This is a genomic window from Pseudomonas mangiferae (genome assembly GCF_007109405.1).
GTDB classification, from domain to species: domain Bacteria; phylum Pseudomonadota; class Gammaproteobacteria; order Pseudomonadales; family Pseudomonadaceae; genus Pseudomonas_T; species Pseudomonas_T mangiferae.
In genome coordinates, this window is sequence record NZ_VJOY01000005.1 from 151,653 (window position 1) to 164,560 (window position 12,908).

Annotated in this window: 12 protein-coding genes; 3 read left to right on the forward strand and 9 right to left on the reverse strand. The window is 66.2% G+C overall.

Annotated features, from left to right (window positions below; all coding sequences use genetic code 11):
* Positions 1–242: 242 nt before the first annotated feature.
* The 9 genes from FM069_RS08690 to FM069_RS08730 all read right to left on the reverse strand — a co-directional run bounded on the left by FM069_RS08690 (position 243) and on the right by FM069_RS08730 (position 8,973).
* Positions 243–860, reverse strand: a complete 618-nt coding sequence (locus tag FM069_RS08690) for an isochorismatase family protein (RefSeq protein WP_143487904.1) — start codon at positions 858–860, stop codon at positions 243–245.
* Positions 857–1,903, reverse strand: a complete 1,047-nt coding sequence (locus FM069_RS08695) for a M29 family metallopeptidase (RefSeq protein ID WP_143487905.1) — start codon at positions 1,901–1,903, stop codon at positions 857–859. The genes FM069_RS08690 and FM069_RS08695 overlap by 4 nt, the downstream gene beginning before the upstream one ends.
* Before the next feature lie 4 nt (positions 1,904–1,907).
* Entirely contained in the window at positions 1,908–2,747 is an 840-nt protein-coding gene (locus FM069_RS08700; protein WP_143487906.1) for an alpha/beta fold hydrolase, read from the reverse strand.
* Positions 2,744–3,499: a maleate cis-trans isomerase family protein gene (locus FM069_RS08705; RefSeq protein ID WP_143487907.1), complete on the reverse strand. Its 756-nt coding sequence runs from the start codon at positions 3,497–3,499 to the stop codon at positions 2,744–2,746. Before FM069_RS08705 ends, FM069_RS08700 begins: the two co-directional genes overlap by 4 nt.
* Positions 3,496–4,752, reverse strand: a complete 1,257-nt coding sequence (locus FM069_RS08710) for an FAD-dependent monooxygenase (RefSeq protein ID WP_143487908.1) — start codon at positions 4,750–4,752, stop codon at positions 3,496–3,498. Before FM069_RS08710 ends, FM069_RS08705 begins: the two co-directional genes overlap by 4 nt.
* 86 nt (positions 4,753–4,838) lie before the next feature.
* On the reverse strand, positions 4,839–5,789 hold the full coding sequence (locus FM069_RS08715; protein ID WP_143487909.1) for a PDR/VanB family oxidoreductase: 951 nt from the start codon (positions 5,787–5,789) through the stop codon (positions 4,839–4,841).
* Positions 5,776–6,834, reverse strand: a complete 1,059-nt coding sequence (locus tag FM069_RS08720; protein ID WP_143487910.1) for an aromatic ring-hydroxylating oxygenase subunit alpha — start codon at positions 6,832–6,834, stop codon at positions 5,776–5,778. Before FM069_RS08720 ends, FM069_RS08715 begins: the two co-directional genes overlap by 14 nt.
* 198 nt (positions 6,835–7,032) lie before the next feature.
* Entirely contained in the window at positions 7,033–7,734 is a 702-nt protein-coding gene (locus tag FM069_RS08725) for a TetR/AcrR family transcriptional regulator (RefSeq protein ID WP_143487911.1), read from the reverse strand.
* A 36-nt stretch (positions 7,735–7,770) separates the two neighbouring features.
* Positions 7,771–8,973 (reverse strand): benzoate/H(+) symporter BenE family transporter, encoded by a 1,203-nt coding sequence (locus tag FM069_RS08730; RefSeq protein WP_143487912.1) that lies wholly within the window; start codon positions 8,971–8,973, stop codon positions 7,771–7,773.
* 539 nt (positions 8,974–9,512) lie between these two features.
* Between FM069_RS08730 and FM069_RS08735 the strand changes: the two genes are divergently transcribed.
* From FM069_RS08735 to FM069_RS08745, 3 genes are read left to right on the forward strand one after another with little or no spacing between them, the layout of a single operon-like run.
* Positions 9,513–10,604 carry a TRAP transporter substrate-binding protein gene (locus FM069_RS08735; RefSeq protein ID WP_143487913.1) on the forward strand — a complete coding sequence of 364 codons (1,092 nt, stop codon included), beginning with the start codon at positions 9,513–9,515 and terminating at the stop codon, positions 10,602–10,604.
* A 2-nt stretch (positions 10,605–10,606) separates the two neighbouring features.
* The gene (locus tag FM069_RS08740; RefSeq protein ID WP_143487914.1) at positions 10,607–11,161 is read left to right on the forward strand and encodes a TRAP transporter small permease subunit; all 555 of its coding nucleotides are present in this window, start codon (positions 10,607–10,609) and stop codon (positions 11,159–11,161) included.
* Entirely contained in the window at positions 11,154–12,587 is a 1,434-nt protein-coding gene (locus FM069_RS08745) for a TRAP transporter large permease (RefSeq protein ID WP_143487915.1), read from the forward strand. The genes FM069_RS08740 and FM069_RS08745 overlap by 8 nt, the downstream gene beginning before the upstream one ends.
* Positions 12,588–12,908 lie beyond the last annotated feature (321 nt).

Below are 12,908 nucleotides of genomic sequence, written 5' to 3' on the forward strand. Positions count from 1 at the left end.
GATGGGAGGGTGGCCACGTGCCCGGCCCAAGGTGCCTCGCCGAACGGTTCGATCCACCTCGACGCCTGCGCTCGCCCAGGTCGGCAGCCAAGGGCGGCATGCCCGCCATGGGCCGCTCCCCGCGGATGCCTGGTGGACGCTGGGACGCCCGCTCCTCCCACTCGCCGGTTATGGCGAGCCCGATGAGCCCGATCCCGAAGGAGGCGGTTCCCGCCCCCCTATCGCGGGGGGTCGCGGCGAGCTCATCGGTCAATCGCCTGCAACGCGCGCTCCAGCGGCATCACCGCGGCGTACTTCTGCGCCATGTCGAACAGATTGGCCTCATGCGGCCCCAGGGCGCGGTCCCCTACGCAGTCGCTGACCACCAGGGGGCGGAAGCCATGGTTCATGGCGTCCAGCACGCTGGCGCGCACACAGCCGCTGGTCACCGCACCGGCCACCAGCAGGGTGCGCACGCCGTGAAAGGTCAGCCAAGGCGCCAGGTCGGTGCCGAAGAACGCCGAAGGCAGCGTCTTGCGCACCACCAACTCGCCCTCGCGCGGCTCCAGTGTCGGAACGATGGCACTGCGCGGGGCCCGCTCGGTCAGCGTGAGCATGGAGGGGACCTTCAGGGAGAACACGTTGGCGTCGCTGCCGTCGTCGGCGAAGACGATGCGCGAGTGCGCCACCGGCCATGCGCGTTCACGGGCGGTCGCCAGGAGCGTTTCGGTGCGCGCGATGGCCTGGGGGATGTTGCCACCGCCGAAGATCGCGGGGTCGGCGAAGCCTTCGACCAGGTCGATGATCAGCAGCCCGTAGGGCGCTGGCAGCGGCAGCTCGGCACCGAAGCCCTGGCGCGCGTAGGGCTCGAGGTCGCTCATGCGCGCAGCCCTCCATCCAGCACCTTGCCGGCGTCCACCATCACCTCGTCGTCGAGGCGAACCGTGCAACCGCGCAGGGGGATGTCGATGTGGCAGGCTGTGGTGCGGTCGCCACCGGCTTCGTTGTTCGGGCCCAGGGAGAAGAGGAAATTGCCTTCGTAGGCGCGGGCGTCCATGCCGATGTGCCGCTCCCGGTCCAGCAACCCCAAGGTCGACCAGCGGGCGCGCGGCTGCAGGCCCCAGCCGATGTGGGAAATGGCATAGGCCTCGGGATCGTCGAAGCTGTCCATGTAGTCCCGCAGCAGGGCCGCGTCGACGCCACCGTCGATGCTGACCGCGAAACCGTCCTGGATGGTCAGCTCGATCGGATCCTGCACGTAGTTCTTGTGGGGCAGGAGGATGTCGCCGCGGTCGATCACGATCCGGCCCTGGGTCACCCGTTCGTTTGGCCAGGTCAGGGCGAAGCCGCTGGGCCAGTGGTCCCAGCGGCCGGGCTGGTCGACGTAGCCGTATTCGCCGATGACCGGGAAATCACCCAGCGGGCAGCTGAGTTCGGTGCCGGCCGGCGATGTGACGGTCATCCGCGTGGCCTTCTCGATGCGCGCGGCGGCGGCCAGCACGCGTTCGCGATCGGCGACGGTGGGGACCAGGCGCGCAAGGATTTCCGGGGGTTCCACCGCCAGCAGGATCTTGGTGCCGTTCGCGAGGATCTCCAGCTGTTCCGGCGAAAACAGCAGCGTCATCAGGTCGAGCACCAGGTCGCTGGCCTTGAGCGCCGCCATGGCGGGCGCGTTGCCGGTCAGCGGCGTGGTGCCCAGGTACGCCAGCGGGTCGCGGCTCAGGGCCTTCTCGCCGTTGACCGGCGGCAGGTCGAGCCGGTTGACCACGGCGCCCATGGCCTGGCACGCGATCATGGCCGTGCGCAGGGTCTGCGGATGGGTCTCCGCGCCGGTCAGCACGGTCACGCTCTGACCGGCCTCGAGGCGGGAAAGGGTGAGGACCTGTTTCCAGGCTTCGATCATCACGTGGTCGCTGACGGCCATGGATTCAGTCTCCTGTAGCGGTGGGCAGCGGGGCGCCGAGAAAGTCACCGAGGCCGGCATGGAAGCCGGGTTCGTTGTCCCACGGGATCATGTGGCCCGCGCCGGCGATTCGGACATGGGTCAACTGCGGGACCAAGGACTGGCACTCGGCGACGTCGTCGTCGCGTACGACATCGCCGCGCTCGGCGGTCATCAGCAAGACGGGGCAGGCCAGCGAGGGCAGATCGGCATGGATGTCGTCGAGGTGGAAACCGTCGAAGCTGATGCGGATGGCACGCTCGTCGCAGGTATGCAGCCACTGGGCGCGCAGGGTCAGTTGCTCGTCGGTCCAGGTGGGGCAGAAGGTCCGCATGCCGTCGCGGTCGATCCCCCGCACGGCGCGCTGGATCGAGTCGGTGTACCAGGGCAGGTTGGCCGGGTAGGGACGACGACCGGGACCGGACATCGGCGGGTCCACCAGCACGGCGCGCGCCAGGCCGGCGGGCGTGCGGCGGGCGGCACGGATGGCGATGCGAGCCCCCATGGAGTGGCCAAGCACCGTGTAGCGGCTCAGGGACAGCGCATCGGCGAAGGCGACCAGGTCCGCCGCCTGGGCATCCAGGCCGTAGTCCAGGTGTACGCCGGCCTCGGACAGGCCGCGGCCGCGCACGTCCAGCACGTAGGTATCGAAACGACTGGCCAGGCGTTCGGCGACGAAGCCCCAGGTCACCGCCGGGCTGGTGATCCCCGGCACGATGATCACCGGGTCGCGCCCCGAGCGTTCCGCTTCGGCGGAACAGTAGCGCAGGAAGTGCTGGCGGATGCCGTTGGCGTGGAGGTGCGCCCCGTAACGAAGATGGCTCATCGGTAGGCCCCCGAAAGCAGCGCGCCGCCACCCGGCACGATGGGCTCCAGCTTCAGTGCCTTGAGCATGGCGTAGGTGGTGGCGATGGCGGCGGTGAGTACCGGCTTGCCGGTCTGCGCCTCGACCTGGGCGACGGCGGGCAGGGACGGCATCTGCACGCAGGCGGAGAGGACGATGGCGTCGACGCCGTCGAGGTCCAGGTCCGCGACGATGCCGGGCAGGTTGGCCGGGTCATGCCGGGCAACGGCCAGGTTGTCCGGGATCTCCAGTGCGTGCCAGACCTTCACCTCGATGCCCTCGTGCTGGATGTAGTCCACCACCAGCTCGGTGAGCGGCTTCATGTAGGGCGCGACCAGGGCGATGCGCCGCGCGCCGAGCACCTTGAGGCCGTCCACCAGGGCGCCGGCGCTGGTGATCACCGTGGCCTCGGCGTCGTTGTCGCGGGTGACCCGGGTCAGGCGCGTCTGGGATTCGCGGTGGTAACCGCGCCCCATGGCCATGATGGCGACGAGGCAGGCGTAGCCCAGCACGTCGACGCGGGCATCGGAGAGTTCGGCGGCGCAGCGGTCGGACTCGGCGTCCATGGCGGCCAGCTCCTCCTTCTTCACATGTTTCATGCGCATGCGCGAGGAATGGAACGTGAAGCGCTCGGGCCGGATCGACTGGCGCGCGCCAAGCATCGCCGGGATCTCGGTTTCCATGGTGGTGTTGGAACTCGGCACGATCTGGCCGATGCGGTAGAGCGGGGTCATGCGAGCACCTCTTCAGCGGCAACGGGGGCGGGTTTCACCGGGGCGAAGCGTTCGCCGCAGGTGCGGGCGTCGTACTCGTAGACCCAGTTGGCCTGGATGCCCACGGCATTGGGGTTGATCAACTGGCGCCAGCGATAGGTCAGGTCGCGCTTGAGCTGGGACCAGGTCGACGGCAGGTGATAGGTCCGGCCCCGCTCGCGCGCCTCGAGCTGGACACGGCTGGTGCGCGGACGCCGCTCCCGCTCGTAGGCCTGCAGGGCCTCGGTGAGGTGTTCGGCGCCGTAATGGCGGAGCGACTGGGCCAGCACGTAGCTGTCCTCGATGGCCATCGCGGCGCCCTGAGAGAGGAAAGGCAGCATCGGGTGCGCGGCATCGCCCAGCACGGTCGCCCGGCCCCTGGACCAGGCGCTCATCGGGTCGCGGTCGAACAGGCCCCACTTGTAGATCGCATTGGGATCGGTGCGCTGGAACAGCTCGATCAGGTCGGCATGCCAGCCCTCGAAGCCCTTGAGCAGTTCCGCCTGGGTGCTCTTGGCGTTCCAAGACTCCTCGACCCAGGCGGCGCTTTCGTTCACCGCGACGATGTTCACCGCCGCGCCGCCCTTCACGTAGTAGGTCACCACGTGGCCCTTGGGGCCCATCCAGAAGTTCGAATCCGGCGAGACGAAGGGCAGCGGATGGCGATCCACCGGCACCAGCGCCCGCCAGCACATGTGGCCGGTGTACTGCGCCTCCTCCTGGCCCCACAAGGCTTCGCGGATCACCGAGCGGACGCCATCCGCGCCCACGATCAGGTCGGCTTCGTATTCGCTGCCGTCGTCGAAGCGCGCGATGGCGCTGCATGCATCCTGGACCAGTCCGATGCAGGACACGCCCAGGCGGGCCTGCTCGGGCGGGATATCCTTCGCCAGGAGCGCATGCAGATCGGCCCGGTGCACATGGTAGAAGTCGGCGCCGTAGAGCGCGGGGCAACTGGCCCGCAAGGGCGTGCGGAAAAGCTCCCGGGCGGTTTTCCAGTTGCGCCCGACCATGGCCTGGGGCAGAAAGCCGACACGCTGCAATTCGGCCTCCAGGCCGAGCGCCTTCAGCACCTTCACCGCATTCGGCGTCATCTGCACACCGGCGCCGATCTCACCGAAGGCCGGTGCGCGTTCGAAGATGCGGTATTCGATACCGGCCTGGCCCAGCGCACGGGCCAACGTGACGCCACCGATTCCGGCACCGACGATGCCGACCCGCAGTGGTCTGTTCATGGCGTGACTCCCCATTCCGCAGCATCTGCGGAATCAATAATTAAACGTACAATTAATAAATGGCGGAAGGTGTACCTCCGCACCTGTTACAGGTCCAGCACCAGAGATGCCCCGATTCCCCGGGAGCAGCAGATCATCATGCAGTCACCCCGGGCCCGCTGCTGGGGCGACAGGACCGTATCCCGGTGTTCGATTTCGCCCCCGAGCACCCGCACTTCGCAGGCACCGCAGACCCCTTCCTCGCACGAGTAGGCGACGTCGACGCCTGCCGCCTCGCACACCTGCAGCAACGTCTGGTCCGGCCCGACCGACAGGGTCATGCCGGAGCGCTGCAAGGTGACCTGGAAGCCGTCGCCAGGCTGCAGGGCGTCCGTGGACGCGCTGAAGCGCTCGCGGTGCACGGTCGCCGGGGCTCGCCCGGCGGTCACCCGATCGAATTCGTCGATCATCGCGGTGGGGCCGCAACAGTAGAGACAGGCCTCGGCGGGGGCGTCACGGACGATGTCCTTCAGGCGCGGCACCGCGACGCCCGAGCGGGTATGGAACAGGCGAACGCCGTCGACACCGTCCTGCAGCTCCTCGGCGAACAGCGCGTGCTCCGGGGTGGCGCTCCAATAGAACAGCTGCACCGCTCGTCCCTGCCGGCGCAACTGCCGGTACATGGAGACGATCGGCGTGATGCCGATACCGCCGGCGAAGAGGTAGCTGATGCCGCTCGCCTGCAACGGAAAGAGATTGCGGGGGGCCGACACCCGGTAGACGGCCCCGACCACCGACTCGTAGTGCAACTGCCGCGAACCGCCCTTGCCCGCCTCGGAGACCTGAACGGCGATGAGGTAGTCCGACGCACGCGGCGAGGGCCACAGCAGCGAGTATTGCCGGACCAGGCCGGGCGCCAGCTCCAGGTCGATGTGCGCGCCCGGTTCGTAGGCCGGTAGCGGCTGGCCGTCCAGGGAACTGAACCGGTAGTGATTCACCCCGGGCGCCCCGTACTCGATGGCGGTCAAGCGCACGCTCGACAGGTTAGATGACGCCATAGGTGATGCCCTTGCCGCGCAGCCAGGACCGGTACTTCTGCCCCATCAGGTCGGTGCGGTGATGGAGTTCGTAGCGCAGCTCGGTGGGAATGCGCTCCGGACGCTGGGTCTCGACGATGTCGCGGTCCTGGTTGAACACCACGTCGGCGCGCTCGCGTACCTTTTCCGGGTCCGGGTGCGGGTGCACGTTCAATGCCGCGCATACGCGCACGATGCAGGTGACCGCATCCACGGGCTGCACGGTGAACAGGGTGGCGAAGGTGTCCGAGTGGTCGCTGGTGATGGTGCCCTGGCTGTCGGCATCCTGGGTGCGCTTGGAGAAATACGCCGTCAGCGGGCGGAATGCATGGTAGGTGTAGAACGCCATGAGTGGCTTGCCGCGGGCATCACCGAAGGGCTGGAAGACTCTCACTTCCGAGGAGCGCAGGCCGGTCTCCACCTCTTCGACGGTATAGGGCTCCAGGCGGTCCGGGTTGTCCATGACGCCGTTCAGCCCGGCATGCACGAACGGAAAGTGGGACGCATCGATGAAGTTCTCCACGGCGCGGAAACCGTTCGCCTTGTAGGGATACGGGCCGCTGTGGACCTTGAGGTAGAGGTCGTTCTCCCATTCCGGAAAGACGGGAACGTCCTGTTCGGGCTCGCCCAGGCATGCCCAGACGAAGCCGTAGCGCTCCACGGCCCGGTAGGGAAACGCCCGGGCCTTCTTCATCGGCTTCTCGTCCGGTGCCGCGGGCATCAGCGTGCAGGCGCCGGTACAGTCGTATTCCCAGCCGTGGTAGGGGCACACCACCGCGTCGTTCTTGATCCAGCCCTTGGACAGGCGGGCACCGCGGTGGATGCAGAGGTCTTCCCAGACGTGGATCTGCTGGTCGGCGCTGCGCCAGACGATCAGGTCGCGCTCCAGCAGGCGAGTGGGGTAGATGGTGCCCGGGGTGAAGTCGGTGGAGTAGCCGATGACATGCCAGTCGTTCAGCAGGACGGGGTCCTGACAACCGTCACTGGCGGTGATGGGTTGGTGAGGGACAACGGCGATCAGATTCATGGTAGCTCCCAATCGATCCAGACGAAGTAATCGCTTCAATTAATTAAATGACCTTTTAATTAATTGATAGCAAGCCTCGTGCCACTCCCTGATTAACTCCAAGCTATTGAAATGAAAGGCTTAACTTGTTTAACGCCAGGTTGTGTCCAGGTACCCGATTGCACCAGTTTCGGGAGCCTGCACCGTGCGTGTGCAAGCTCAGAAACCGGCGGACATTCCGCCTACGACGAAACGAGCCACCTGATCGATGAGGGACTTCCAGTCGTCCGGGTCGAACGTGTTGGGCAGGCGGTCCTCCATGCGGTGGGTATCGGAAAACGCATACAGGTAGCTGCCGATCATCAGGGTGATACGCCAGTTGGCATCCAGGTCCGGCAGCCCGGGGATCGCTTCCTGCAGGGCCTCGACATAGCGCTGGGTGGAATTGCCGTAGGCCTTGGTCCGCAGATCGTAGGAAATCTGCGGAGGCTCCGTGTGCAGGCGGGCCTGCAGGCGCAGAAAGTGCCGCCCCTGCTCGGTAGTGCGGAGGATGGCGGTGGGCAGCAGGAATGCCTCGACGATGTCGCGCACCGTCGGCACTTGCCCATCCGCCCGGAGCCGTTCGAGGTTCTCCATCCGTTCCAAGGAGATGGCCGCACCACGTCGCAGGAAGACTTCTTCGAACAGGCCGAACTTGGAACCGAAGTAATAGTTGATCAGCGCCTGGGTGACCTTCGCTTCGTGGGACACCTCGCGCAGGGTGGTGCCGGCGTAGCCCAGGTTGGCGAACAGGCGCTCGGCCGCGTCGAGGATTTCATCGCGAACGACGCTGGCACCTTCGGGACGGCCCGGCCCCTTCCGTTTCGCACGGCCCTTGTCGATGGTGGTGAGATTCCCGCGGCGTCCGGCGACTATCTGCATAGAAATTCCGTTGCATTGCTCAAAGCGAAGAGGGAGTCAGGCGCGGGCGACGGCTGGGCGTTCGATGCCGTAGTAGAGCAGGCTGCCGAACACGATTCCCCAGAACGGCGCCCCGATGCCCAGCAGGGTGATGTCGCTCAGGGTGATGACGAACACCGCCAGCGCGCTCAAGGGTAAAGGCGAAGTGAAGGCGGCGACAAAGGATTTTTCCAGGACGCCCATCATGGCCAGGCCCGCGAGTACCGCCACGAAAGGCCCCGGCAGCACCGTCAGCAGAAATACGTAGGCGCTGGCGAACAGGCCGATCAACCCGCACAGCGCGCCGGCGATCAGGGCGCTGATGAAGTGCCGGCCCTGCACGCCGGCGGACACCAGAATCGCGCTGCAGGGCCCGGCGAGGACCGTGGGGCAGCCGCCGAATGGAGCGGTCAACGCGCTCAGCAGGCCGCTGCACAACGTGACGAGGCGTACCGAAACGGTGTACCCCGAGGCGCGCAGCACGGCGATTCCCTGGGCGTTCTGCACGAACAGCACGGTGATGAGCATGGGAATCAGCAGTTCGGAGAGGGCGTGAAGGCTGAAGCGCGGGTGGACCAGCATGGGGGTGACGAGCCATCGGTCCGTGGCGTTGGAGGGCCATTGGAAGCCCCCCAGGAGCACGACGGCGGTACCGACCAGCATGGCACCGATGATCGGTGGCGCCGGGGACTTGCCGCGTCGCTCCAGGTACAGCAGGCCGAAGAAGGTCACCAGCATGCTGGCGCCGATCCAGGGCGCCGCCAGGGTCGAATGGACGATGGCCAGCACGTACTTGATGAACAGGCCGGCGATCATCGCCATGACGATGGGCATCGGCATCCACCGATCGAGCAATGCCACCAGGTTGGTGATGCCCAGAACCAGCAGCACCAGCGCGCAGACGAGGTAGGTGCCCACCGCTGCGTCGAGCCCGTAGCGAGCGATGACCGGGGCCACCAGCACGGTGCCGGGGATGGTCCAGAGAAAGATCAGGGGCTGCCGGGTCTTCCAGCTGATCAGTACGCTGGCCAGCCCATTGATGCCGATGACCGCGGCCAGCCAGGAGGACGTCTGCTCCAGGGAGACGCCGCCTTCCTGCGCGGCGGAAATCAGGATGGCCACCGGGCCCGTGGCCGAGAAGCTCAGGCCCACGAGGGCCAGCATCAGGTAGGTCAGCCAGGAACGGTTGACGCGGGCTTCGACGGTACCAAGGGCGGACATCCAGGACTCCCGGGGGGCGTGGAGGCGAATGGAAAGTGCGCGGGTGCCGAACGAACGCGGCGGATCGCGGATTTTCCATTCCTATAATTAATTGGTCGTTCTTTTAATTAGATTATGCATGTGACGTGCCAGTGCTTTGATCCGCTGGCGCGGCGGACCGGTTCGATCTGGCTCGTTCGTCGACCGACTGGCCTGGCAGCAGGCGGCCTGCCCTCTTACAGGCAGCACGGGCTCTCGATGCCGATAGGCGTGACCGCTCCACCCAGTGATAAAGGCGCGGCTGCAGAGGTGCACCGACTTGAGGTGAATCGCCCATCCGGTGTTCGCATATGGTGCGCAGTGTTTCCGCGACCGCTTTTTTCACCGCGAGCGTTCGCTCCGGCAAATATTAATTATACGACCGTATAATTTATTGCGTTTCAATGGGATGGTGGCGTTTCCGCCGGTTTCGGAGCGGCATCGCGCCGACCAGGCCGATTCAGCTGGCATATGGGTTGCTATCGCCTCGACAGGACCATCCACCTGTCGAGGTATTTCACATGCAGCGTCGTCGCTTTCTGAAAGGGGCCGGTATCACGGCGGGGCTGGCCACCGTCGCCCTGCCCTCCCTGGCGCAGGACACGCCCACGGTCAAATGGCGAATGGCAACCAACTGGCCGAAAAGCCTGGATGCCATGTTCGGCTCGGCCGACGAGCTCTGCCAGCGGGTGAGCGTCCTGACCGGGGGCAAGTTCGAGATCCGGGCCTTCGCCGGTGGCGACATCGTGCCGCCCGCCCAGAGCCTGGATGCGGTCGGTGAAGGCACGGTGGAATGCAACCATGTGCTGGCTTCCGCCTACTTCGGCAAGAACACCGCCTTCGCCTTCGACACCGGCCTGCCGTTCGGCATGAACGCCCGGCAGCACAACGCCTGGGTCCAGTACGGCGGCGGCCGCGCGCTGCTGGAAAAGCTCTATGGCCAGTACAACATCAAACCCTTCATCTGCGGCAACTCCGCCGTGCAGATGGGCGGCTGGTATCGCAAGGAGATCAAGTCGCTCGACGACCTCAAGGGCCTGAAGATGCGGGTCGGTGGCGTCGGCGGCATGGTCATGCAGAAGCTGGGCGTCCTGCCCCAGCAGATCCCGACGTCCGACATCTACCCGTCGCTGGAAAAAGGCACCATCGATGCCGCCGAATGGATCGGCCCTTACGATGACGAGAAGCTCGGCCTGAACAAGATCGCCAGCCACTACTACGCCCCCGGCTGGTGGGAAGGCAGCGCGTCGATTACCTCCATGGTCAACGCCAAGGCCTGGGCGGACCTGCCGCCGCTGTACCAGGCCGCGTTCGAGTGCGCCTGCAACGAGCAGACCCTGAAAATGCTGGCCAAGTACGATGCCAGCAACCCCCCGGCACTGAAGAAACTGATCGCCAACGGTGCCAAGGTGGCGTACTTCCCGCGGGACGTCATGGACGCGGCCTGGAAGGCGTCCAACGAGCTGTTCGCCGAGCTGGCGGGAAAGAACCCGGATTTCAAGGAAATCTGGGGGCCCTGGTCGAGCTTCCGCCGTGACGAGGTGAGCTGGTTCCGGGTCGCCGAATCCGCGCTGGACAACTTCACCGCCAGTGTCGTCGGCAAGGAAGCCTGAGCATGAGGCCCCTGCTGCTTGGCCTGTCCCACGCCATCGACCGGCTCAACCGTGGCGTCGCCTGGCTCGCGAGCGGGTGCATCCTGCTCGCGGTGCTGGTCAGCGCCGGCAACGCCCTCGCCCGCAAATTCTTCAACTTCGGTAGCAACGGCCTGCTGGAGCTGCAGTGGTACCTGTTCGGTGCGGTGTTTCTGCTCTGCGCGGGGTACACCCTGCTGCAGAACGAACATGTGCGGGTCGACCTGCTGTATTCGCGGCTCCAGCGGCGCGGGCAGTTGCGCGTGGAAGTGTTCGGCCTGCTGGTCTTCATGCTGCCGGCCACCACCCTGATCCTGAGCCTGTCCTGGGAGCCGTTTCTCGAAGCCTGGCGCAGCGGCGAAGTCTCACCGAACGCCGGCGGCCTGATCCGCTGGCCCGCCAAGCTGCTGATTCCCGCCGGTTTCACCCTGCTGCTGTTGCAGGGGATTTCCGAGCTGATCAAACGGATCGACGAGTTGCGCCAGCTGCCGGCGGGCGCGACACCGGACCTGACACCGGGGGAGACGCGCCATGGTTGAATTCCTGATCCAGAACATGGCGCCGATCATGTTCGCCAGCCTCATCCTGTTCCTGATCATCGGCTATCCCGTGGCGTTCGCACTGGCCGCCAACGGCCTGTTCTTCGGAATCGTCGGCATCTGGCTGGGCCTCCTGCAGCCGACGTTGTTCCAGGCCCTGCCGGACCGGGTGTTCGGCATCATGTACAACGAAACGTTGCTGGCGATCCCGTTCTTCACCTTCATGGGGCTGATCCTGGAACGCTCCGGCATGGCCGAGGAACTGCTCGATACCATCGGCCAGCTCTTCGGCTCCATCCGTGGCGGCCTGGCCTACGCGGTGATTCTGGTGGGTGCGCTGCTGGGCGCCACCACGGGCGTGGTGGCGGCGTCGGTCATTTCCATGGGGCTGATCTCGTTGCCGATCATGATGCGCTATGGCTACAGCAAGCGACTCGCCACCGGCGTGATCGCCGCCTCGGGTACGCTGGCGCAGATCATTCCGCCGTCGCTAGTGCTGATCATTCTGGCGGATCAACTGGGCCGGCCGGTGGGCGAGATGTACGCCGGCGCGCTGCTGCCCTCCCTGGTGCTGATCGGTCTCTACCTGGCATTCGTGATCGGACACGCGCTGTTTCGCCCGAGCACGGTGCCAGCCCTGCCGCCGGAGGCGCGGACATTGCGGGGACGGGCCCTGTGCCTGCGCGTGCTGACCACGCTGATCCCGCCACTGGTGCTGATCTTCCTGGTCCTGGGCACCATCTACTTCGGCATCGCCACGCCTACCGAGGGAGGCGCGATGGGGGCGACCGGCGCCCTGCTGCTGGCGGTACTCCGCCGTCGGCTGGACCGGCTCCTGCTGCGCCAGGCGTTGGACAAGACCGCCAAACTGACCTGCTTCGCCATCTTCATCCTGGTGGGGTCGTCGGTGTTCAGCCTGACCTTCCGCGGCGTGGACGGCGACTTGTGGGTCGAGCACCTGTTGATCAACCTGCCGGGCGGCCCGGTGGGCTTCCTGATCGTGGTCAACCTGCTGGTGTTCTTCCTGGCCTTCTTCCTGGATTTCTTCGAGTTGTCGTTCATCCTGGTGCCGCTGCTGGCGCCCGTGGCAGAGAAGCTGGGTATCGACCTGGTCTGGTTCGGCGTGCTGCTGGCGGTCAACATGCAAACGTCGTTTCTCCATCCCCCGTTCGGCTTCGCGCTGTTCTACCTGCGATCGGTGGCGAGCAAGGCCATCAGGACCATGGACATCTACCGCGGTGCGATTCCGTTCGTGGCACTGCAGATCATCATGGTGGGGATCGTGCTGGGCTTTCCGGAGCTGGTAGGCATCGAAAAAGAAGCCACGGACCTCGACCTGAAGAGCATCAGCCTCGACATGGGCAGCCAGGGCGGATTCGGCGGGAACGGGTACCCCGGGGAGGCCAGCACGCCCTTCAGCGACTAGCCGCCGAAGGGGCGAAGCGCGCGATGAGGAATGGGCTGTCCACACGAGCGAGGCCCTCGCGGCGGAGCTCCACCGGCACGCGAAACGGCGCGGGTAGCCATGGCGTGGTCGCCCCGTGGAGCGGGGCGGAATCACGGTCGCCGTCCGATGACGGTGATGAACGGGGCCCCGCCCGGTAGGGCGGATTCCGCTACGCCGCCCCGGACAGGGGCGAGCCGCTCCCCATGAACTCACTTCGACCGCTACGCCCGATTCGGGCATGCTAGGCGCCTGCCGGGGTCTGCCATGGGGGCGGGCCGCCGCTCCAACGCGCCGAGGATG